This is a genomic window from Nostoc sp. (assembly GCF_036919495.1).
Classification (GTDB): Bacteria; Cyanobacteriota; Cyanobacteriia; order Cyanobacteriales; family Nostocaceae; genus Nostoc.
Window position 1 is genome coordinate 42540 of the sequence record NZ_JBALBZ010000112.1, and the last position, 20462, is coordinate 63001.

Consider the following 20462-nt stretch of genomic DNA (forward strand, 5'->3'; position numbering starts at 1 on the left):
CATAACTCTCGGAACGAAGTAATTAATCTCATACCTATTTACATACTCACCAAAGAGTATAGTAAGCAGCTTCTGTAAACAGTTATAGTAATACAACGCTATGCAAGAATCACCAAAGAAAATTCTCGTCATTGAAGATGATAACGTTACCCGCAATCTTTATTTAATGGGTCTTGAGGCTAAAGGTTTTGATACGATAGGTGCTGACAACGGTCTTGCTGGTATCCAACAAGCACAAGAGCATATACCCGACTTAGTAATTTGCGATATCACAATGCCTGATATGGATGGTTATAGCGTTTTAAATACGCTACACCAAGATCCTGTTACAGCAATTATTCCTTTCATTTTTCTCACTGGTAGTAGTACCAAAGCAGATGTTCGCAAAGCTATGGAATTAGGAGCAGACGACTATCTTACCAAACCCTCTACACTAGATGAATTGCTCAGAGCGATCGCTATTCGTTTGCAAAAGCAAGCTACTCTCCAATACTGGTGGGCTATGAAATTAGAAAAAGCTCCACAATCAGTATTTGCAGATAATACCACAGCGATCGCTGAAGGGGTTGGCGTTGGCGATAGCGAAGCGGTAGCGACGTTAAGAGCGTCAGCCTCTAGTAGAGAAGCCCCTGATACAGAAATCATGATCCCTCCCAAGTCAATTTTTCCCTACATTCCCCAATTAAAAGAAGTTTTTGACTTTATTGAAGCTAATTATCATCAAGGAATTACTTTGTGTGATGTGGCTGTTGCTGTTGGTTACTCACCTGCTTATTTAACTAACAGAGTAGCAAAGCAAACAGGCGAGACTGTAAACTGCTGGATTGTCAAACGCCGGATGGCGGGAGCACGTTTTCTACTCCAAAATAACGATCAGACAGTCGAGAAAATAGCGAAAGCATTGGGCTATCAGGATGTATCTCATTTCTCCCGTCAGTTTCGCCAGCATCACGGTTTACCTCCCCAAGCTTGGCGCAAAGAGCATCAACTTGTATCACAAAAACAAGTAAAACTTTGGCAAAATTGCTGAAACTTCAAATAAATAGTTGTGTGAACTCATATATTAAATCCACCCTGCCCTTACGTAACATGGCTGGATCTAATCTTTCAGTAGTATTGCAAGTCATCAACACAACTAAGCGTTGCTGCATCTGAATACCAGACTCATCAATTACACTCTGATACAAAGTACCATCTAGCAAACTCAGAATGTGTTCGGTTTTGTTATTGTATTGCGCTACCTCGGAAGCGCGATTTTGCGCTAGATTATCAGCTTCGTTAATAACGATACAAATACGCTCTATGTAAGTCGGTGGGACAAAGTTAGCGATCGCATCATGATCTAAAATAAAAATTACATACCCCAAAGGTACAAGAATTTCTTTTGCTACTGCTTGTGTCCAGACTGTCTTACCAGTACCTGGTTGCCCATGTACAACAACTGCTAACTGGTTTTGATTCAGAATCGCTTGTTGTACAGAATCAGTAAAGTTTTGGATATCTGCTGGAAATGTGCGGATGTTAAATTGACTGTGAACCTTGCCTACACGACTTTGATATCCACTCAGCATAACTGCTAAGTCATAAGTTGCTTTGTTAATTAGTGGCGCGAGATTTTTCGCCATTAAAGTATATTGTCGTCGCCCGCGATCGTAGGGATCAATTTGTAACCAAACGTCATACTTTGACCAGTAAGCATAAACAGTATTGATAACGTCTAAGCGTTCCCAGCTAACAAATTTATCTATAGGAAAATAAAAATCTCTTTCTGAGTAATACTGGGTAATAATGTCGGGATTACCTAACACTCCTAAAACTCGTAATACAGTAATTTCTTGTAGTCGATTAAGAACATAATCAATGGGAATGCTACTACGACTAACGAATTGAACAATGGGCGTTTCCGTACTCAAAACATCTTTGTAGCGATGATCTGGTGATTGAGGATCTGGCGTGATATAATTCCAAAACTTTTCAACTTCGTAGCGGGTATTTTCAGATACGACATTTAATAAGTTAGCCCACCAAGCATAATTATTTCGTCCCAAAACATCAGCAAGATTACTCGCTAAATTCAAACTTTTTTGAGTTAATTCTCGGGAGTCACTATACAACAGTTGCCACAAAAACCCCCAGTCTAATTCTCGGTTAAACGGTCGCCAACCGCTAGCAAGCAAGCTCTGGCGGGTATTATTTGTCGGAGTGCCTTCATTATTTCTAAAATAGTCAAAATCCATATTTATTAGTTATGCAGCGTTAATCGAGTTATTTTAGGTTAAGTATGATATTTTGAAAAATTTTTCTCGTAATATTAACTAATTGTGTACAAATGGTAATTTTATTTTCACCGGGCTGTACTTGCTAAGAAACCTTTTTAATCTAACTCATTCTTTATGTAATATAGTATATTACACAATAACTACCTGCGTCAACTTTTTTGACAAAGCAATTAGTTCTTAATGTACCTGCGCCATTTATCCATCTCTAGATGAGGACTAATATCATCACCGTGGAATTGCCCATAGGATAAAGCACATAACCGCATTTTGACTGATGCCATTTCTCTCATTGCTGGCTGGGCTATCCACATAAGTAGGAAAACCTCATCCAGGCTTGAATCTGTTAGGATGCGTTAGGGCTAATGTCCATAACGCACCGAAAATCTGGGATGGTGCATTAGCCTACGGCATAACACACCCTACAAAACTGCTGTTGGCGTGGGGTTCCGATGAAGCGTAGCATCAACCTATGTAGAGACGCGAAATTTCGCGTCTTTTCTTGTTAATCAAGTTGAATATTTACCATTAATTTCTATATAACCCTCTGAAAGATCGCAACCCCATACAGTTGCAGAGGCGTCGCCAATATTGAGGCTAACATGAATTCTTACTTGATCTTGGGACATAATTTGCCGCAACTGTTCCAGATTTTCATCAGTTAAGCTATTAGGATAAACTTTCACATTATCAAAACTAATAACAACTAGTTCTGGATTTATCTGCTGTTCATTTTCACATTTTCCTATAGCCATAGCAACTCGTCCCCAATTCGGATCTGCTCCATAAACGGCGGTTTTAACTAATGGTGAATTCACAATTGCTTTAGCTACTGTTTTAGCTTGTGCATAGTTAATCGCTGAATCTACAGTCACCTCAATAATTTTGGTAGCACCTTCTGCATCTCTGGCAATTTTCAGCACCAATTCTTGTGCAACTTCTTGCAATGCACTGGCAAAATCTGCTTCTAAAACTTCACCGGCTATTCCATTAGCTAGAATCACGGCAGAGTCACTAGTAGAAGTGTCAGTGTCTACACTCAAGCAGTTAAAGGTTTTATCTATAGTAGAGCGAAAAATAGAACGAAGGCTATTTGCAGAAATTGCCGCGTCAGTAAAAAAGAAAGTTAGGAGGGTAGCCATATTAGGCTCAATCATGCCAACACCTTTGGCAATTCCTACCAGCTTGGCATTGCCTATTTGCCGTGTCGCTAGTTTTGGTACTGTATCGGTGGTCATAATACCACGGGCTGCGGCATTAAAATCAGCATTAGTCAATTTTTTGCCCAATCCTAATAAACCTGCCCGGATTTTTTCAATCGGGTAACGTCTGCCAATTACACCTGTAGAAGCTATCACAATATTATGTGCAGCAATTCCAGTTTCAGTTGCAACTAATTGCAAAACCTCTTGGGCATCAGCGATGCCAACAGAACCATTAGCTACATTTGCATTCTTAGATATAACAATAATTCCTTGTGCTTGTGAATCTTTTAAATTATTACGGCTAATAGTAACGCTTGGCCCAGCAAAAAGACTTTGAGTAAAGACTCCATCAGCAACACAAGGAACTGATGATTTAATAAATACAAAATCATCAGTTGAATCTCGTATTCCTAAATTAGTAATAAATGCACTAAAACCTTGAGGTGTGGAAGATATACGTAATGACATTTTTCTAATTTAATAATTTGGATTAATTATCTCATACCATTTACAAGAATCTTTGTGACATATAAATCGGTTGTAGTGGCCTATAGATGTGTGCCTCTAGCTATATATGTAAAAATTTTAATAGAAGTTAAAAACCTATAAATCAGTTAATGTGACAGTAAATGTCGTCCATCCATTACTGCTTTCTAGTTGAATGTTTCCTTGCAGTTGTTCGGCTAATTTCTGTACTATAGCTAAACCTAATCCCGAACCACCTTGATTCCAGATGTCTGCATTGGGAATGCGATAAAATTTCTCAAAGATTCTTGGTAACTCTGTTACTGAAATTTCTGCTGAATTACTGATAGTAATAATAGTTTTTGCAGGCACTTCTAAGGAATTGTGACGTACACTTAGGACAATTTCACCACCCGCAGGGGTGTATTTACAAGCATTATTAACCAATTCTACTAAAATTCGTTGCAAGCTAATGCCATCTGAGAACAACGCCGGGAGATTTGAAGGGATATTTATCTGTAGAGTTTGCTGATGTTCTTGAACACGGATTTGAAATGGCTCAATAACCCAAGGTAACAACTGTTGTAATAGCAAGGAATCAGGTGTTATCACTGGATAGGATGAGCTTTCCAAGCTTTGTAAGTCTAGTAGATCGTTAATTAATCCTAGTTCGCGATCGCACTCGCTTTCCATTAGTTCTAGATAGCGTTCAGCTTCTTCAGTAAGAGGAGATAATTGGATCATTTGAATCATTAACTTTATATTACTCAAAGGCGATCGCAGTTCATGGGAAACTAAATTCAAAAATTCATTTTTGAGTTGATTTATCTCCTCCCATTGCACCAGAAGTTGTTCTTGCTCAATTTGCTTTTTACGCGCCTCAATCGCTCGTTTGCGCTCAGTAATATCTCGGAAAACTAATACAGCACCTGTAATATTATCTTGATCGTCTTTTATTGGTGCAACACTGTCATGAATTGGTATTTCTCCACCGTCTTTCGTAATCAGAATAGTTTCTGCTGGGATACTTATGATAATACCATTTTGAAGGACTTTTACGATCGGACTTTCAATAGAGTCATGAGTTTCTGCATTAGCAATATTAAATATTTCTGATGAATTTCTGCCATAAGCTTCTTCCTGTTTCCATCCGGTTAGATTTTCAGCAACCGGATTCATAAAAGTTACTAATTCTTGCATATCACTAGCAATCACACCATCGCTGATACTCTTTAAAAGTGCATCTAGCCATTTTTTATTTACCTTTAATTGCCTTTCCAAACCATGTTTATTCAGAGTTATTTCAATATTTATTTGTAGTTCTCTTTCTTTAAAAGGTTTGATTAGGTAAGCAAAAGGCTCAGTTATCTTAGCTCGCCTTAATGTATTATCATCTGCATAGGCAGTCAAATAAATTACTGGAATATCCAAACGTTTATAGATTTCTTCGGCAGCTTCTATCCCGTCCATCGATCCTTTTAGCTTAATATCCATTAGCACTAAATCGGGGGATGTTTCTACTGCTTTATTAATAGCTTCTTCTCCTGAAGAAGCTATAGCAGGAACAGTGTAACCGAATTTTATAAGTCGAAGCTGCAAATCTTTAGCAACAATAGCTTCATCTTCCACAACTAAAATTTTTGCCTTTGTCATCTTTTAGTCATTTTATATTAATGTAAATTTCACTTGGTACTCTACTCCGATAGCACCTTGGATATCCATATTACCTGCAATTTGATTGGTTAAAGCATCTACTAACTGCCATCCTAAAGAGGCCATGTTTTTAAAATTGAAATTCGATGGTAAACCAATTCCATCATCACTAACTATAAGTGTAATCTCATGGTCAGTATTTTTGCTCATTTCAATATAAATCGTACCATTTCTACCTCCTGGAAATGCATATTTTAAAGAGTTAGATACAAGCTCATGGATAATTAAACTACAAGGAATTGCTGTATCTAAGCCGAGAAATACTTGCTCATCAATATTTACTCTCAGAGCGATCGCATCTTCATTGACTTCATAAGCACTAAATAAACTTGCTACCAAATCTCGAATATATTCACCAAAGTTAAGCCTTGCCAAGTCTTGAGACTGATACAATTTTTCGTGAACTAAAGCCATTGATGCAACTCGCTGCTGGCTTTGTTTAAATATTACTAAATCGTCTGGATCTTTGATATAAGCAGATTGCAAGCTTAACAGACTAGAAATAACTTGTAAATTATTTTTGACCCGATGGTAAATTTCTTTTAATAACACCTCTTTTTCTAAGAGTGAAGCTTGAATTTGTTCTTCCCACTGCTGGCGATCGCGCAGTGCAGCTTGCCGTTCGCTAATGTCTTCAACCACAGAAATAAAATATTTTGGCTCCCCACTAGATTCGCGCATTAAAGATACAGTGAGATTAACCCAAACTATGGAGCTATCTTTGCAGAAATAGCGCTTTTCTATCGAAAAAGTTTGAATATTATCTGCTAAAATCTGGTCAATATATTTTAGGTCGGTATCAAGATCATCTGGGTGAGTAATATCTTGAAAAGTTAGCAACTGTAGTTCTTCAGATGTATAACCGATAATATCGCAAAACCTCTGGTTAACTAACAACCACCTTCCATCTATAGCTACATGGGCGATGCCAACAGCAGCTTGATGGAATGCAGCACGGAATCGCTGTTCGCTTTCTCGCAATGCTTGTTCTATTCGCTGGCGCTCAGTAATTTCTGCCTGTAGTGATTGATTAATTCTTATTAACTCTGCTGTCCGTAGCTCAACCTTGCTTTCTAGTTGGTTAAGTAGGCTACTTAGGGCTTCCTCTGCTTGCTTGCGCTCAGTAATGTCAGTATGTGAGCCTACCATCCGCGCTACGTCACCATTTTCATCCCACAGTGCTTGACCTCGATCCAAAATCCATTTGTAAGTGCCATCTTTACATAAAAATCGATACTCGATAGCGTAAAACGGTGTTTTCTGAGCAAAATGGTCTTGAATTGTTTGTGTCACCCAGTCGAGATCATCAGGATGCACTCGTCTCAGGTATTCATCTAAATAGTTAGAAATTTCCTCGTCTTCGTAACCGAGCATTTCCTTCCAGCGAAGCGAGAAGAACACTTCATTGGTTTTAACATTCCAGTCCCAAATTCCATCATTATTGCCGCGTAAAGCTAATTGCCAACGTTGTTCACTTTCCCTCAGCACCTTCTCAGTCCGTATGCGTTCAGCAATTTCCTTTGCTAATTGGGAGTTTGCAACCTCTAGTTGGGCAGGACTCGGTAGAGCCAGCGCCTGGGGTATTAATGGCAGAAGTTTTATGGCTGTCAATACTGAGATAAAAGCGGTGATAGCTTTAATTAACCCTGATAGCCAATAGGTAGGATACCAAAGCGTCCACACATCCATTAAATGGGTTGTGCCACAAGCAACGATGAATATGCCAAACATCAGGAACATCCAGCCGAAAGGCACATCTCGCCGTTTACGCACAAAATAAACCAACATTACTGGAATTGAATAATAAGCAAGTCCAGTTAATACATCTGAAACGAGATGCAACCATACCAATCCTGGTTTCCAGAAGTAGCAATGTCCGTGGGGAATAAACTGGCTAGTAGAGAAAAAATTATTTAAAAATTCCATCATAAAAACCTATACACTGCACAAGTCTTCACCAAAGCCCAAAGTGCGCCAAAGTGCGAAGGAAGAGGTTTTGAGACTAAGACCTCTGTAGACGCGCAGAGGCTTAGAGAGTGGCTTCTGATACTCTAAAGAAGAACACGTTCGGCGTTTGTCAGAGCTTTCGTGTACTAGCGTTAGGCTAGTACAGAATAGCAGTTGGAGCTTTTACATCCTGTATCTGTCATCCTTTCTGAGTTTTTTAAGCTGAGGATGTAAGGTTTATTGAAATAAAAGTACCGCGATCGCTTTGATTTTTGTTACCGTAGATTCTCTGAAATGAATTCTTTATATATATAGATGCCTTCAAAAAAACACGGTAATATTTCGCTTATATAAAATAACTAGTGCTGAATATTTAAGTATATTTTCGGTCAAAAGCCTTTAAATTAATACTTTTGTACTAGATAAGCAGTATAAAAGTTCGGTTCCTCGTGATTTAGCCGACACGGTGATACCTACTTTTGACTTAGTGAGACGCCGAGGAATTTTCTTCTCTTAAAGGCTACTACCGCCAACCACCAAGTAAACCTCAGGAATTTAACTATGTTCAAATATGCAACAGAGTAAGTCGGAGTCCAAAAACCAGCTATCCAGAGATAAATAAATACGCCAGGTTACTGAAGATGTGGGCGCTCGTCTAAGGGTACTTTTAGTATTGACACAAATTTACGCCAACACTTTTTATTTGCCCAAAGTCCAATAATGGTAACTCACGACAACAAAATTTCCGATATTGCAGTTCACATGAGCTATTTTGAAGATAGTTGATGGTTCTCTTGTCAAAGAAGTTTCGTGATATACAAAATGGGTGAAAACTAAATGCTAGTCCATTCTGAATATATCTTTGGGAATACTATTTTAGTTAAATGTTTGTGCCGCCAGTAGCGAAGCAGAGGGGAAAGAGTTTGTATCAGTCGTTAAGTAAAATGAGATGACAAACTAACTGGCAATATAAATATTCCTTAAGTCTAATGTAAGACACACCTGGAGTATGAAGTTATAAGTGATTAGGTGAAATAGGATTATAGAGTATTGTTAATATAGTCTCAACTTTTTACAGAATTTGGCTGCTTAAAACTTTTAGTTTGTTTCTACACAAGTAATAAAAATAATGTCAATAAAATCGTTAGACTGATTGAGAACAATATCTTAATTTAACTTAGCGATAGCTTGTATTTATTAATTAAGCAAGTGTAAATAATTAAAAGGTTTGTAGTTTCCCATACTGAGCAAGCAAGCTAAATGTCATAACTTCTATATATGGCTTTAGAAGTTATGACAAGCTACTTTAATTACTTCTACATTATTGCGTAACAACATAGTTTGATTTATTTTGCCTACTTAGTTAACGCATCTAAAGAAGTAACTAAAAGATCCCTAAATTCATTATGATTGGTACGAAATTTTATGGTTAAAGATTTTGTTTTTTGCCTACAAGAAGCAGCTTTAGACTTTATATTCAAGAAATCTCAAACACATAAAAATTATTCTGTCTGAATGTTTGTGAACCCTCCTTGTGGATGTACCAATCCAGGGCAAAATCCCCAGTGTGAAGATTGTACTTATCTTGAGGTCTGCTTGTCTAATTGCAAGCTCCAAAAATTTTTATTATCTTCACGTTCGTAAACTAACTTTAATGCCAAATTAATTCCTGCGATAGAATTGACCTTACTCTTATGGTAGAAGCCCAGCGCAAAAGTAGCAGCTATCCTGAATATAAATCACAAAGTAATTCAGAATAAGTAATTAAAAATTATGATGCAAGTGAATGTAATTTTATAAAAAATAAATATTATTATTCCTTGGCGTTGTGAATAAACGATTTGGTTACAAAGTTCACAATCATATCATAAATTAGTAATTACTGATGTATGAATTAGATTGAATATTACGAATAGTGAACTTGTTGTGTGGGGGAGCTTAAAATGCTTTTAAATTTCCAAAAGAAACTAGGTTAAAGACTCCTCAATCTGTATTGTGAAAATTCTTTAATTTAGCAGTGGATTGAGTAGACAATATCGGTTTTGAAAATCAATCAACCACAGAAATCTAGAACATAAAAGGAACCATAACTATGAAAGCATTTGATTTATCTAAAGCTGTTTTGGCTACTGTCTTTGCCGTCAGTTTCGCTTCTTTGTCCTTACCTCCTTCTGTTTATGCCCAAAGCGGAGGCTCAGGCGGCAGTGGAAGCTCTGGTAGCGGAAGCTCTGGTAGCGGAGCCTCCAGTACTGGTAGTAGCTCAGGTAGTGGTGGTGTAGGTGGCACTACTGGTAGTGGTACAAGTGGTACGGGCGGTAGTGGTACAAGTGGTACAGGTGGTAGTGGTACAAGTGGTACGGGCGGTAGTGGTACAAGTGGTACAGGTGGTAGTGGTATAGGTGGTACGGGCGGTAGTGGTACAAGTGGTAGTGGTATAGGTGGCACTACAGGTAGTGGTACAAGTGGTACAGGTGGTAGTGGTATAGGTGGCACTACAGGTAGTGGTACAAGTGGTACAGGTGGTAGTGGTATAGGTGGCACTACAGGTAGTGGTACAAGTGGTACAGGCGGTAGTGGTATAGGTGGCACTACAGGTAGTGGTACAAGTGGCACTACAGGTAGTGGAGCTACAGGCACTGGCACAACAGGTGGTGATGCTACAGGCACTGGCACAACAGGTGGTGATGCTACAGGCAGTGGTGCAACAGGTAGTGGCACAACAGGCAGTGGTGCAACAGGTAGTGGCACAACAGGTAGTGATGCTACAGGCAGTGGCACAACAGGCAGTGGCACAACAGGCACTGACACTACAGGTACTAATAGGAATGCAGGCGTCGCAGCTTCCGAAAGAACTAGCGATCGCGGTTTCGATTGGGGTTGGCTAGGTTTACTTGGTCTAGCCGGTTTAGCAGGTCTAGTTCGTAATCGCGAAAAAGTTCGGGCTTATAACGATCCTGATGAAGTAACAGGCACTCGTTCTAGATAATATTCTCACCGGGAGCAATGCGATTTTGTGAGGTGCTAAAACCAAGAACGAAAATAGGTATTTTGGGATGCGATCGCAACGAAATAAACCTGGTTTTATTGAGAATATGACGATGTAGTTGATAATCAAACCCCGATCTCACATTTTCGCATTGCTCCCTTCTCACCCCACTGTAAAAGCCGTACAGTCGGCGTTTGTGTCAACTTCAAGCTATTACAGTGATTAGATCACACGCGTAGGGGCGCAATATATTGAGATTGCGCCCTTACAATGACACGTTAGTTTGCTCAAGTCGAGCTACTGCCTTGCTCAATAAAGATTATATTTGCTAAAACTTGTATTTTTGTTAACTCACGCACAAGGCGTTGAGCTTGATGTTTATAAAGCGGTATTGGCAAAACTCCAGGCAAATTATTCATCCATTGCCTAGCACTAGCCGAACTACATCCTGTAACCAAGACTATTTCTTGGGCGCCATACATAATAGCATTTGTAGTCAGAGCTTTTTCAATCTGCACGCTCCATTGGCGAGGCAGCATTTCACCCCATTCAATTCGCTGCAAACTACTGCTTGTGGCTAAAACAATCAAGCGATCGCCAGCGTAAAGCTTAACATCATACCAGGGCATCAACGAATAATTGTCTCGCTGATATTTCTGGTAGAGAATTGGCACAACACTGTACCCATAAGCTATTTCAGATAAAAGCAACCCATTGAGAGTATCGCCCTCTTGAATTTTGTATTCCGTCACCATGACTATTTGCTCGCTCAAGTGAAACAAAGCCACTTTCTGTCCCAAGCGATTTAAGCCAATAATCACCACATGGTTGCGTTGTGGTATTGGAGGACGAGAATTGAAAAAATGGAATCGTTGAAGTGACAAGAGCATCAGTCAGCAGTGCGTATAATACTCCCACGAAAGCTTGACCTATTAACGTGAGTCCCAAGCTAAACAAACGCAACCACCAAGGCATCTGGTCTGAAGGTTCTGATTGCGATGAAAATTCAACACCGCCAAATAAATCTCCGTATCCTTCTAAGAGCAAAACTCCTGTCGCATAAAAAGCTTCTTGGAGAGTAATGTGGGGATAATACAAGCGGTAAAGAACTATTCCAACCAACCACAATATGAGTACAGTAATCGCATAGATTGTCGCAATTCGCCGGATTTGATTTTGGCTTTGGTAGTAAGATTGCCAAAATTGCGCTATTTTATCCTTGAGATTTTTCGCTGTGATGCCTTGGACAAACTGTTGCCACTGCCACCTTTGGTTATGAGATTTCCGGTGTTGCTCAGATAAAGCCAAATCGTATGCAACATCAATGTAAACTAGCGTGTCTCCTACCTGCACTTCTGCTTCTGGGTTCCAGCCAAACAATTCTATGATTTATGAAAAGATAAACTTGGAGAAAATGATAGGGGATGTGCGATGCTCTAGCTTAAGCATATACACTGAATATAATATCTTTGAAAAATACGTACCGCTTAGAATCAGAAGCAAAATGATATCACCAACTTTACTAGAAATTGAGCGCTCCGTCCGTGCTTTGTCTGTGGAAGAACAACTTTGGCTGCTAGAAAGTATTGCTCGACAAATCCGAGAAAGTGAGTATACAAAAGAGAAATTCCCTGATGCCAAACATCCAGAAGAACAACTGGGAGTGATAGTTAATGAGGCAAAGATTCCAGTAGAAATTGCTGCTATAACTGATGAGTTTGCAATTTCAGAAATTCTCTAATCTATAAAAGTAAAAATTATGAGTTTGTCAGATTTAAAAAGTTAAATATACAGTTTTTATGGATTCTCTCGTTTCTCTCGTTCCCAGTCAGAGACTGGGAATGCTTGATGGCGAGGCTACCGCCTTAAGGCTTGCGGCGAAGCCAGAAGCTGGAAATGAGATTTTAAAGGAATTTTAGCTGAAGTTGACACCAATAAGCATTGCTGTATTCCATGCAATTGAGAACCCCTATCTTAGCATTTTTGGTATTGTGCTTCGTGTTTAAATTCATCTTGGTTAGACTCAAAATTTTGAAAAACAGTTGAGCGTACAAATCCCAAATTGTGCAATAAAGCAATAGAACGATGATTTTGGAGATCAACGTAAGCACAAAAATCAAGATTTTGGTATGTCTCAACTAAATAATTAATCATACACGTCACCGCTTCGCGTGCATAACCTTTTCCCCATGATTTTGGAAAAAACACATACGCAATGATTGCACTCTTGTTTACAGTAATTGTTGCTTGAACATATCCAACGTAGCATTTCTCTACAAAAGACCAGACAGCCCAATTCAACCAAATCTCCGTTCCATCTGGTGATTGACGACGCGCCAACACCATGTAGCGATCGCGAAGCGATTCAACGCTTTGTGGCGGCACATCTTCGATAAAGTCGTATATCTTAGCACTTTGTAATCCATCAAAAAGCAGTTCGGCATGATCCGGTTCTAGTGGTTCTAAACAAAGTCGTTGAGAGTAGATTTTCATTTTGATCTAACCCTGCACTAACAAGCCATACCAAACACCTTTGACTAACTCATCTTCAATATGAACCTGTGGAGCCAAAAGCTATATGTCAAGGATGTCAAATTTTTTACTTGAAAAAACTCCATAAATATAGTAGTTTTCACAACTGATTTAGGATTGCCATAGTTGCTAATTAATAAATACCATAGATAAGTTCTATATCTAGTACACCACAACGGAAATAGAGCAACCATTTAAAATCCCTAGAGAGCTTATTCCATAGTACTTTTGACTTTTTATTTTTGGCTTTTAATTTCCGCCTTGCGGTGCTAGCCTTTTAGATTGACTTTTATTTCATTTATCTTTACGATTCAACCTCATTATGGTATGTCAATGGGGTAAATACGCTTCATAATGTTGCTAATTAATAAGCAATAGGGACGATCTCGCAAAACCACTTATCAAGGGTGCTCATTACATTGTTTGAAGTTATGTAGCCTTTTGATTACGGCCTATCAACCACTGCGGTAAACTATGCGTTGATTATGATTCTTTCGCAGAGAAGAACACCTCGGAAGGAGCGGTTTTTTCAATGTCTCATACCGTAAAAATCTACGATACCTGCATTGGTTGCACCCAATGCGTCCGCGCTTGCCCTACTGATGTACTAGAGATGGTTCCTTGGGATGGCTGTAAAGCTGCTCAAATTGCCTCTTCACCCCGTACAGAAGACTGCGTGGGCTGTAAGCGCTGCGAAACCGCTTGTCCCACCGACTTTTTGAGCATCCGGGTTTACCTGGGCGCTGAAACAACTCGCAGTATGGGTCTGGCTTACTAAAAAGCTCAGTGCTAAGTCACCGAACTTCTGATTGCAATGCCGGTCTACTGCCCAACCGTTCTTCCAGAAGGGTTGAGGCGCAAGCCTTTGCTTTGCCCAGAGTTCTCCCTGAGTTTTGAGTCTTGAGTCCAGAGGCAAAAGAAGTAAATCAAAAAAACAATTTCTTGATTCTTCACTCAGCACGGGCTACGCCCTGCTACGCTAACGGAACTCAGAACTCAGAACTCAGTGTTCAAAACTTTTAAAGTTTCTTAATAGCAAGCATCTTTAAAAATACCTAGTGGCAGAGGGAGTAATTTACTCCCTTTTTTATTTGCAAAAAGGCTACTTTGTGCTACCAACTATACTGGATCTAATCATCCTGAAAAAGAAGCGGTGTGAACAATGTGCGGAATCGTTGGATATATAGGCACTCAAGTGGCGACAGACATTTTACTGGCTGGGCTAGAAAAACTAGAGTATAGGGGTTACGATTCTGCTGGAATCGCTACTGTTTGGGAAGGTGAGGTTAATTGTGTGCGGGCAAAGGGCAAACTGCATAACCTGCGTTCTAAACTGGAACAAATAGAAACCCCTGCCCAAATTGGTATTGGTCACACACGCTGGGCAACTCATGGTAAACCAGAAGAGTATAATGCCCATCCTCACATGGATACGGCAAAGCGAGTGGCGGTGGTGCAAAATGGTATTATCGAAAATTACCGCGAGTTACGCGAGGAACTCAAAGGAAAAGGACACCAGTTTCTTTCTGAAACCGATACAGAAGTAATTCCCCATCTTATAGCCGAATTTTTAAAGAATCTTCCCCCCTCATCTCCCTCATCTTCCTTATCCCCCTTCCTAGAGGGAATTCGCCAAGCAGTTAACCGCTTGCACGGGGCATTTGCGATCGCAGTTGTTTCTGCTGACTATCCCGATGAATTGATTGTTGTTCGCCAGCAAGCACCTTTGGTAATTGGTTTTGGACAAGGGGAGTTCTTTTGTGCGTCTGACACACCAGCGATCGTTGCCTACACCCGTGCGGTGCTACCTTTAGAAAATGGCGAAATTGCCCGCCTTACTCCTTTGGGCGTTGAGATTTATAATTTTGCTGGCGACAGGTTGAAAAAACAACCCCGGCTGCTCAACTTCAATCCTGCAATGGTAGAAAAGCAGGGATTCAAACACTTCATGCTCAAAGAAATCCATGAGCAACCAGGGGTAGTAAGAGCTAGTTTAGACGCTTACTTTAATCCAGCCGAATCAACCGAATCGCCAATCAATCTTGGTTTACCTGCGGATTTATACAACGATTTAGAACAAATTCAGATCCTCGCTTGTGGTACGAGTTGGCACGCAGCATTAATCGGAAAATATTTACTCGAACAACTAGCAGGAATTTCAACTCAGGTACATTATGCTTCTGAGTATCGTTATGCACCATCACCATTGACATCTAACACCTTGATCATCGGCGTTACCCAATCAGGTGAAACTGCCGATACCCTAGCAGCTTTAGCTATGGAAAAAGAACGTCGCCAGGGGAAAGAACCCAAATATCAAGCGCGACTATTGGGCATTACGAATCGCCCCGAAAGTAGCCTTGGTCATTTAGTACCGCATGTTATCAGTACCCTAGCGGGAATTGAAATTGGAGTAGCAGCGACAAAAACTTTTACTGCCCAACTGATGGCATTTTATGCATTGGCATTGGATTTAGCAGCTCGTCGTCAGACAGTTTCAAAAGATACTTTAGAGAAAATTATTAATGGGTTGCGGCAAATTCCTAAAGAAATTGAGGCAACTTTGGAAAGTCAGGAACGTTTAACCGAACAGCTAGCCCATGAATTCGCCGAAACCCAAGATTTTATTTTTATAGGTAGAGGAATTAACTTCCCTATTGCTTTGGAAGGGGCATTGAAATTAAAAGAAATCAGTTATATTCACGCCGAAGGGTATCCGGCTGGAGAGATGAAACATGGACCGATCGCGCTTTTAGATGCGAAAGTACCAGTAGTTGCGATCGCAATACCTGGTAGTATTTACGAAAAAGTTATTTCTAATGCCCAAGAAGCCAAAGCCAGAGATTCTCGCTTAATTGGCGTGACTCCGGTCAACGATGGCGAAGCTGCGGAAATTTTTAACGATCTTCTTCCTATCTCTCATGTAGAAGAATTACTTTCTCCGATTCTGACAGTAGTTCCACTGCAATTATTGGCTTATCATATTGCTGCCCGTCGCGGTTTGGATGTCGATCAGCCAAGAAATCTCGCTAAAAGTGTTACGGTAGAATAACTTATACCAACAAAACCAGTAATTATACTGTAATTACCTGAGATTATTGCTGGATAGTTATGTTTTAGCACATCCAGCAATTTTTTTGAGGTTATGTCTGGCACAAGGGGCTATATGTCTACACAATCACAAAATGATTAACGTTGGGTTTATATCTCGTCTAGAATATCCTAAGGCATCATGTAGAAATAAGTTGTACAAAAAAGCTCTAGAATCCATGAATGGCAAATGTTTTGGGAGAGTTACAGAACAGGGGTAAGTCTAGCTGTTGAACAACTGCTTTCTAGAAAATAATCTTAGCAACCCGGCAGTTCCAATACCCCAAGCACCATTAACCAATAAACCTGTCACTATTCCTGCAAGTTTCCAGCCTCCAGCAATGGGCTGACCCTTGAGTGGTGCGACCACAAACCAAGCCACTAGTGTCGGGACAATTGCACCAAATACTAATGCACCTAACCAGTAGCTTTTATCATGCCGAAAACGAGGAGTGACCGCTACCCAAATCAGTCCCCAAATCCCTCCCCAGAATGCGCTTGACCAAATTTGCGGGATTCCGAATGGTTGTGTCGGTACAGTTGCATAGGGGGCACGAGGCGCGAAATTCACTGCATGTAGCAGCGCCAATACACCTTGGTGAAATAGCAAAACAGACACAAAGCCTGCAATAAATGCTAATGCAAATCGAGATAGGGCAGCTTTTTGAGTCATTGCTTATACGAAAACCTCTAGAGCTTGCTTCTTGGAGTTGTCTATGATAGTTTGCTAACTAGTATCAATACAATAAATCTATCGGATTACCGTATTTTAATCAACATTATTGTTAATGTAGTTGAACGAGTGCGGAGTTAAGAGTATCTAGGTACTCTACCAAATATATGATAAGTAGAAAAGCCAGTCTTACCAATTTAGAAATCGATGCCTCTGAATTTTTCAATTCATCTAGAACATTTTTGATTAATCAAGCATCTGCTGCGATCGCTGTGAAGAGTTAGTAAGAATAGCACCCTACAAAAAGTCAGGGAGAACAGAGGAGTAACAATTAATACCCAATACTCAATATTATCTGATAAATTATTAAGGAGTTAGATAAATGACAGGGAAATTACAGGAAAAGGTAGCAATTATCACTGGGGCTTCAGCAGGAATTGGAGAAGCAACTGCGATCGCTTTGGCTTCCGTTGGAGCAACAGTAGTGCTGGCTGCTAGGCGTGGCGATCGCATTCAGGCATTGACACAACGTATCGAAGCTAGTGGTGGCAAGGCATTGCCCATCGTTACTGATGTGACTGACGAAACCCAAGTAAATAACTTGGTGGCAAAGGCAAATGCAGAACTGGGAAGGGTTGATATTCTTGTGAATAATGCAGGGATTGCCTTACTCGGAACCATTGAAGCTGGGAATAGCTCAGACTGGCGGCGATCGTTTGATCTCAACGTTCTAGGACTGCTATATGCTACTCATGCTGTTTTGCCTCTTTTAAAAGCACAAAAATCAGGGCATATAGTCAATATCTCCTCAGTGGCTGGCCGGACAGCGCGGGCGGGCCTCGGTGTTTATAATGCTACCAAATGGGGTGTCAATGCCCTCTCGGAAGCATTGCGCCAAGAAGTTCACAAGGACAACATCCGCGTCACCATCATCGAACCAGGTTTGGTGGATACGGAAATTGACAGCCAAATAACTGATCCTGTTGCCAAACAACGGATTGAAGAACGACGTAAGGCAATTACACCTCTGCAAAGCGAAGACGTTGCTGCTGCGATCGTTTACGCCGTTACCCAACCACCACGCGTTAATGTCAACGAAATCCTCATTCGACCAATGGGACAAGAACACTAAGCAGCACGACTAGTTACTAATGTAACTGCTTTAACTGGCAGTGGGAGAACTCCTATTAGAGTTGTAATTGCTAGTTGGGTGGCAATTGCTGGTAAATATTTGATTGAGAACTTTAATAATTGGTTTGTCGCAAATGCCACAAAGCTTACTCCTTATTTCGTAGATTGGCATTATCAAGATACTGCTGCCTATAGTTAGGCTTATCGTCAATCCTACGGAAAAAGGAGTTATATGTTAATTAATTTATCTTAAAATTATAGTGAAATTACTGAAGATTTCCGAAAAAGGAAATAATCTAAATTATGTCACTCAGTCGTAGCGACCTCGAAGCTGGAAATGAACAGAAGAGGCTATTAGAAGCATCACACTCTGGAATAAAGCTAACTACCCTGAGCGAAGATGAGTTACAGCGATCGCTCGATGAAACACTACAACAATCACCAAATTCTGATATCTGGATATTTGCCTACGGTTCGCTGATCTGGAATCCCCTAATCACATACGTCGAGCGCCGTGCTGGGATCGTTTATGGTTGGCATCGGCGCTTCTGTACATGGATGATCCTGGCTCGTGGTACTCCAGAGAATCCCGGATTACTCTTAGGACTTGATCGGGGCGGTAGTTGTCGTGGCATTATTTATCGCATTGCGGCTGCTGATGTACCATCCGAATTACTGCTGATTTGGCGACGAGAAATGTTGGGTGGTGTCTACGTTGCTCGTTGGGTAAAGGTGTTTGATGGTACACAGGAATTCCAAGCGATCGCCTTCGTTGCCAATCGCCAACATCCCAGATACGTAGATCGGATACCATTAACAACCACTGTTAATAGTATTGCCACCGCATCTGGAAAATTGGGTTCCTGCGCTGATTATCTGATGAGAACTGTTGAGGGATTGATGGCAGAAGGCATTAAAGATAGAAAATTGCTCTTGTTACGCAAACAAGTGTTGGCAAAACAACAAGCGCTTTAGTTAGTGGCGATCGCTTTACTTTACCGCCTATTTATGGGCAACAGCCATGATGTGAGCGCTCATCCCCAATATAGAAGGTTCCGTTTCTAACCAACGAATCGCTTCTAAAAGGCGATCGCGCCGACCTAGCTCATTCCAGTGTTCCTGAAAGTTTTGTAATAACCAGCCTGGCCCTTCAATCGCTAAAATCTTTTCAGAATCTAAACCCGCTTCTTCAACCTCTGCTCTGAGTTCTTCTGGATGATGAAAGAAGGTTTTTGTAAAGTAGCGAGGATGGTTGTTTGGGTTGCGGCGTTGACCATCAATCAAATCCTGTTTAACAATCTCTACAAACTCTGGATCATCTGCAAGCAGATTATTTAATTCAGATAAATCTGACATCGTGAATCTCAACTTCAATTAAATCATTATCTTTGAGGTTATATAGCTCCCGAAGTTTAACGTCGCAAGCTATCTCAATAATTATTTTTGGATGATCTCCACTCTCGGTGTTATTTTTGTCTGTTCTTAAGATAAAAGCATCTCTGCCAGATATCTGACAGGGAACAATGCTAACAGAAACAGTCCCTCCATATTCTTCCTTTTCCAGGCGAATTACATTTTTCGGGAGATCGTAAGGTTGTTCTAGCTGAATATTTAAAGTTCCAGGGAAGAATTTCATTCCCGTTTTTCTCAAGTAATATTCTTGGAGTTTCTCAATCCAGTAAGAAAAGTTTCCTAAACCACTGACAACTTTACCTTTCAAAATTTTCATATAATATATTTTTATCTTTTTTGTAAATAGGTTATTAAATTTTAATTAATATTAATATCGATTGAATATAAATTGTATTCAGCCGCGATCGCTAAAGCTGTTGCCTCTTGAGTAGTTTTGGTCAGGAGTTACACAGAAATAACTTCCCTTCAAAAATCATGGCTTACAGCCGTATTGACAACTGAGAGCGGAGTGGCAATAATACCGCTCACAAAAATATCTACGCAGGTTTCGATATAATCCTCACAGCTATAGCTGCCTTGATTAAAATTGGCACTACGACATAGCATTCCAGCTAATAGCATTCCTTTAAACATATCAACTGCTGGGAATAGATCAAGGTCTGCTCTAACAGTGCCTAGTCTTTGACTCGATTGCAGGTAAGCTACCAGTTTTTCTCCTAAGGGCTTGGCAGCTTCTTGAATCACTTGTTTTGCTTCCTCTGGATGACGTTTCGCTTCTCCAATGAAGGTACGAATTAAGTCTTCCTGTGCCTCCAGCATAGTATTGTAAAGATGGGCATACTGTATTAAATCAATTTTTAAATCCTGCGTCCATGCTTGGGGGTGTGCAAGAGCTTCTGTCTGGAGTGCCAAGGCATTTTTGATGACTGCTCCTAAAAGTTGTTCTTTGCTAGCAAAGTGGCGAAATAAAGTCACCTCATTCACACCAGCAACACGAGCTATTTCACGGGTAGTTGCTCCTTGAACACCTA

Annotated in this window: 21 protein-coding genes and 1 pseudogene; 7 read left to right on the top strand and 15 right to left on the bottom strand. The window is 40.2% G+C overall.

Annotated elements, in window-relative coordinates; translation table 11 throughout:
- Positions 1 to 100: 100 nt before the first annotated feature.
- The gene (locus tag V7K25_RS15840; protein ID WP_335159477.1) at positions 101 to 1030 is read left to right on the top strand and encodes a response regulator transcription factor; all 930 of its coding nucleotides are present in this window, start codon (positions 101 to 103) and stop codon (positions 1028 to 1030) included.
- Between the two features lie 4 nt (positions 1031 to 1034).
- On the opposite strand, the gene V7K25_RS15845 is transcribed toward V7K25_RS15840, so the two are convergent.
- The 6 genes and pseudogenes from V7K25_RS15845 to V7K25_RS31640 all read right to left on the bottom strand — a co-directional run.
- Positions 1035 to 2237, bottom strand: a complete 1203-nt coding sequence (locus V7K25_RS15845; protein WP_335159479.1) for an AAA family ATPase — start codon at positions 2235 to 2237, stop codon at positions 1035 to 1037.
- Between the two features lie 212 nt (positions 2238 to 2449).
- A complete protein-coding gene (locus V7K25_RS15850) occupies positions 2450 to 2590 on the bottom strand; it encodes a hypothetical protein (RefSeq protein WP_335159481.1) in 141 nt (46 codons plus the stop codon).
- A gap of 195 nt (positions 2591 to 2785) precedes the next feature.
- Positions 2786 to 3949, bottom strand: a complete 1164-nt coding sequence (gene argJ / locus V7K25_RS15855) for a bifunctional glutamate N-acetyltransferase/amino-acid acetyltransferase ArgJ (protein WP_335159483.1) — start codon at positions 3947 to 3949, stop codon at positions 2786 to 2788.
- Between the two features lie 135 nt (positions 3950 to 4084).
- Entirely contained in the window at positions 4085 to 5599 is a 1515-nt protein-coding gene (locus V7K25_RS15860; protein WP_335159485.1) for a hybrid sensor histidine kinase/response regulator, read from the bottom strand.
- Between the two features lie 12 nt (positions 5600 to 5611).
- A complete protein-coding gene (locus tag V7K25_RS31635) occupies positions 5612 to 6640 on the bottom strand; it encodes a PAS domain S-box protein (RefSeq protein ID WP_442948092.1) in 1029 nt (342 codons plus the stop codon).
- Positions 6641 to 6754: 114 nt separating this feature from the next.
- Positions 6755 to 7588: pseudogene (locus V7K25_RS31640) on the bottom strand (PAS domain-containing protein); the annotation flags it as partial.
- A 2110-nt stretch (positions 7589 to 9698) separates the two neighbouring features.
- Between V7K25_RS31640 and V7K25_RS15870 the strand changes: the two are divergent.
- Positions 9699 to 10592, top strand: a complete 894-nt coding sequence (locus tag V7K25_RS15870) for a WGxxGxxG family protein (protein ID WP_335159489.1) — start codon at positions 9699 to 9701, stop codon at positions 10590 to 10592.
- Here V7K25_RS15870 and V7K25_RS15875 read toward each other — a convergent pair.
- From V7K25_RS15875 to V7K25_RS15885, 3 genes are all read right to left on the bottom strand, one after another.
- Positions 10585 to 10734 (bottom strand): hypothetical protein, encoded by a 150-nt coding sequence (locus tag V7K25_RS15875; protein WP_335159491.1) that lies wholly within the window; start codon positions 10732 to 10734, stop codon positions 10585 to 10587. The two genes, V7K25_RS15870 and V7K25_RS15875, sit on opposite strands and share 8 nt — an antisense overlap.
- A 145-nt stretch (positions 10735 to 10879) precedes the next feature.
- Positions 10880 to 11347, bottom strand: a complete 468-nt coding sequence (locus V7K25_RS15880; protein WP_335159493.1) for a TrkA C-terminal domain-containing protein — start codon at positions 11345 to 11347, stop codon at positions 10880 to 10882.
- Positions 11289 to 11972 (bottom strand): hypothetical protein, encoded by a 684-nt coding sequence (locus V7K25_RS15885; RefSeq protein ID WP_335159495.1) that lies wholly within the window; start codon positions 11970 to 11972, stop codon positions 11289 to 11291. Before V7K25_RS15885 ends, V7K25_RS15880 begins: the two co-directional genes overlap by 59 nt.
- A gap of 124 nt (positions 11973 to 12096) precedes the next feature.
- On the opposite strand from V7K25_RS15885, the gene V7K25_RS15890 reads away from it, so the two are divergent.
- Positions 12097 to 12333, top strand: a complete 237-nt coding sequence (locus V7K25_RS15890) for a hypothetical protein (protein WP_335159497.1) — start codon at positions 12097 to 12099, stop codon at positions 12331 to 12333.
- A 233-nt stretch (positions 12334 to 12566) separates the two neighbouring features.
- On the opposite strand, the gene V7K25_RS15895 is transcribed toward V7K25_RS15890, so the two are convergent.
- Positions 12567 to 13085, bottom strand: a complete 519-nt coding sequence (locus V7K25_RS15895; protein ID WP_335159499.1) for a GNAT family N-acetyltransferase — start codon at positions 13083 to 13085, stop codon at positions 12567 to 12569.
- A gap of 571 nt (positions 13086 to 13656) precedes the next feature.
- Between V7K25_RS15895 and psaC the strand changes: the two genes are divergently transcribed.
- Complete coding sequence (gene psaC / locus V7K25_RS15900; protein WP_012411495.1) at positions 13657 to 13902, top strand: photosystem I iron-sulfur center protein PsaC; 246 nt, start codon at positions 13657 to 13659, stop codon at positions 13900 to 13902.
- Positions 13903 to 14286: 384 nt separating this feature from the next.
- Positions 14287 to 16176 carry a glutamine--fructose-6-phosphate transaminase (isomerizing) gene (glmS, locus tag V7K25_RS15905; RefSeq protein WP_335159501.1) on the top strand — a complete coding sequence of 630 codons (1890 nt, stop codon included), beginning with the start codon at positions 14287 to 14289 and terminating at the stop codon, positions 16174 to 16176.
- A gap of 261 nt (positions 16177 to 16437) precedes the next feature.
- On the opposite strand, the gene V7K25_RS15910 is transcribed toward glmS, so the two are convergent.
- The gene (locus tag V7K25_RS15910; RefSeq protein ID WP_335159503.1) at positions 16438 to 16887 is read right to left on the bottom strand and encodes a hypothetical protein; all 450 of its coding nucleotides are present in this window, start codon (positions 16885 to 16887) and stop codon (positions 16438 to 16440) included.
- A 382-nt stretch (positions 16888 to 17269) separates the two neighbouring features.
- Between V7K25_RS15910 and V7K25_RS15915 the strand changes: the two genes are divergently transcribed.
- Positions 17270 to 18019: an SDR family NAD(P)-dependent oxidoreductase gene (locus tag V7K25_RS15915; protein WP_335159505.1), complete on the top strand. Its 750-nt coding sequence runs from the start codon at positions 17270 to 17272 to the stop codon at positions 18017 to 18019.
- On the opposite strand, the gene V7K25_RS15920 is transcribed toward V7K25_RS15915, so the two are convergent.
- Entirely contained in the window at positions 18016 to 18159 is a 144-nt protein-coding gene (locus tag V7K25_RS15920; protein WP_335159507.1) for a hypothetical protein, read from the bottom strand. The two genes, V7K25_RS15915 and V7K25_RS15920, sit on opposite strands and share 4 nt — an antisense overlap.
- Positions 18160 to 18321: 162 nt before the next feature.
- Here V7K25_RS15920 and V7K25_RS15925 point away from each other — a divergent pair, with 162 nt between their 5' ends.
- On the top strand, positions 18322 to 18993 hold the full coding sequence (locus tag V7K25_RS15925; RefSeq protein WP_335159509.1) for a gamma-glutamylcyclotransferase: 672 nt from the start codon (positions 18322 to 18324) through the stop codon (positions 18991 to 18993).
- A gap of 27 nt (positions 18994 to 19020) precedes the next feature.
- Here V7K25_RS15925 and V7K25_RS15930 read toward each other — a convergent pair whose 3' ends face one another.
- From V7K25_RS15930 to V7K25_RS15940, 3 genes are all read right to left on the bottom strand, one after another.
- Positions 19021 to 19374: a hypothetical protein gene (locus V7K25_RS15930; RefSeq protein ID WP_335159511.1), complete on the bottom strand. Its 354-nt coding sequence runs from the start codon at positions 19372 to 19374 to the stop codon at positions 19021 to 19023.
- Positions 19358 to 19747, bottom strand: coding sequence for a DUF120 domain-containing protein (locus V7K25_RS15935; RefSeq protein ID WP_335159513.1), 390 nt, complete (start codon positions 19745 to 19747; stop codon positions 19358 to 19360). The genes V7K25_RS15930 and V7K25_RS15935 overlap by 17 nt, the downstream gene beginning before the upstream one ends.
- A gap of 149 nt (positions 19748 to 19896) precedes the next feature.
- On the bottom strand, positions 19897 to 20462 hold a 566-nt coding region (locus V7K25_RS15940; RefSeq protein WP_335159515.1), incomplete at its 5' end, for a TetR/AcrR family transcriptional regulator.

Coding starts and splice junctions, on each gene's coding strand:
- V7K25_RS15840 (WP_335159477.1), top strand. CDS start 101: ATGCAAGAATCACCAAAGAAAATTCTCGTCATTGAAGATGATAACGTT.
- V7K25_RS15845 (WP_335159479.1), bottom strand. CDS start 2,237: ATGGATTTTGACTATTTTAGAAATAATGAAGGCACTCCGACAAATAAT.
- V7K25_RS15850 (WP_335159481.1), bottom strand. CDS start 2,590: ATGTGGATAGCCCAGCCAGCAATGAGAGAAATGGCATCAGTCAAAATG.
- argJ (WP_335159483.1), bottom strand. CDS start 3,949: ATGTCATTACGTATATCTTCCACACCTCAAGGTTTTAGTGCATTTATT.
- V7K25_RS15860 (WP_335159485.1), bottom strand. CDS start 5,599: ATGACAAAGGCAAAAATTTTAGTTGTGGAAGATGAAGCTATTGTTGCT.
- V7K25_RS15870 (WP_335159489.1), top strand. CDS start 9,699: ATGAAAGCATTTGATTTATCTAAAGCTGTTTTGGCTACTGTCTTTGCC.
- V7K25_RS15880 (WP_335159493.1), bottom strand. CDS start 11,347: ATGGTGACGGAATACAAAATTCAAGAGGGCGATACTCTCAATGGGTTG.
- V7K25_RS15890 (WP_335159497.1), top strand. CDS start 12,097: ATGATATCACCAACTTTACTAGAAATTGAGCGCTCCGTCCGTGCTTTG.
- V7K25_RS15895 (WP_335159499.1), bottom strand. CDS start 13,085: ATGAAAATCTACTCTCAACGACTTTGTTTAGAACCACTAGAACCGGAT.
- psaC (WP_012411495.1), top strand. CDS start 13,657: ATGTCTCATACCGTAAAAATCTACGATACCTGCATTGGTTGCACCCAA.
- glmS (WP_335159501.1), top strand. CDS start 14,287: ATGTGCGGAATCGTTGGATATATAGGCACTCAAGTGGCGACAGACATT.
- V7K25_RS15910 (WP_335159503.1), bottom strand. CDS start 16,887: ATGACTCAAAAAGCTGCCCTATCTCGATTTGCATTAGCATTTATTGCA.
- V7K25_RS15915 (WP_335159505.1), top strand. CDS start 17,270: ATGACAGGGAAATTACAGGAAAAGGTAGCAATTATCACTGGGGCTTCA.
- V7K25_RS15925 (WP_335159509.1), top strand. CDS start 18,322: ATGTCACTCAGTCGTAGCGACCTCGAAGCTGGAAATGAACAGAAGAGG.
- V7K25_RS15930 (WP_335159511.1), bottom strand. CDS start 19,374: ATGTCAGATTTATCTGAATTAAATAATCTGCTTGCAGATGATCCAGAG.
- V7K25_RS15935 (WP_335159513.1), bottom strand. CDS start 19,747: ATGAAAATTTTGAAAGGTAAAGTTGTCAGTGGTTTAGGAAACTTTTCT.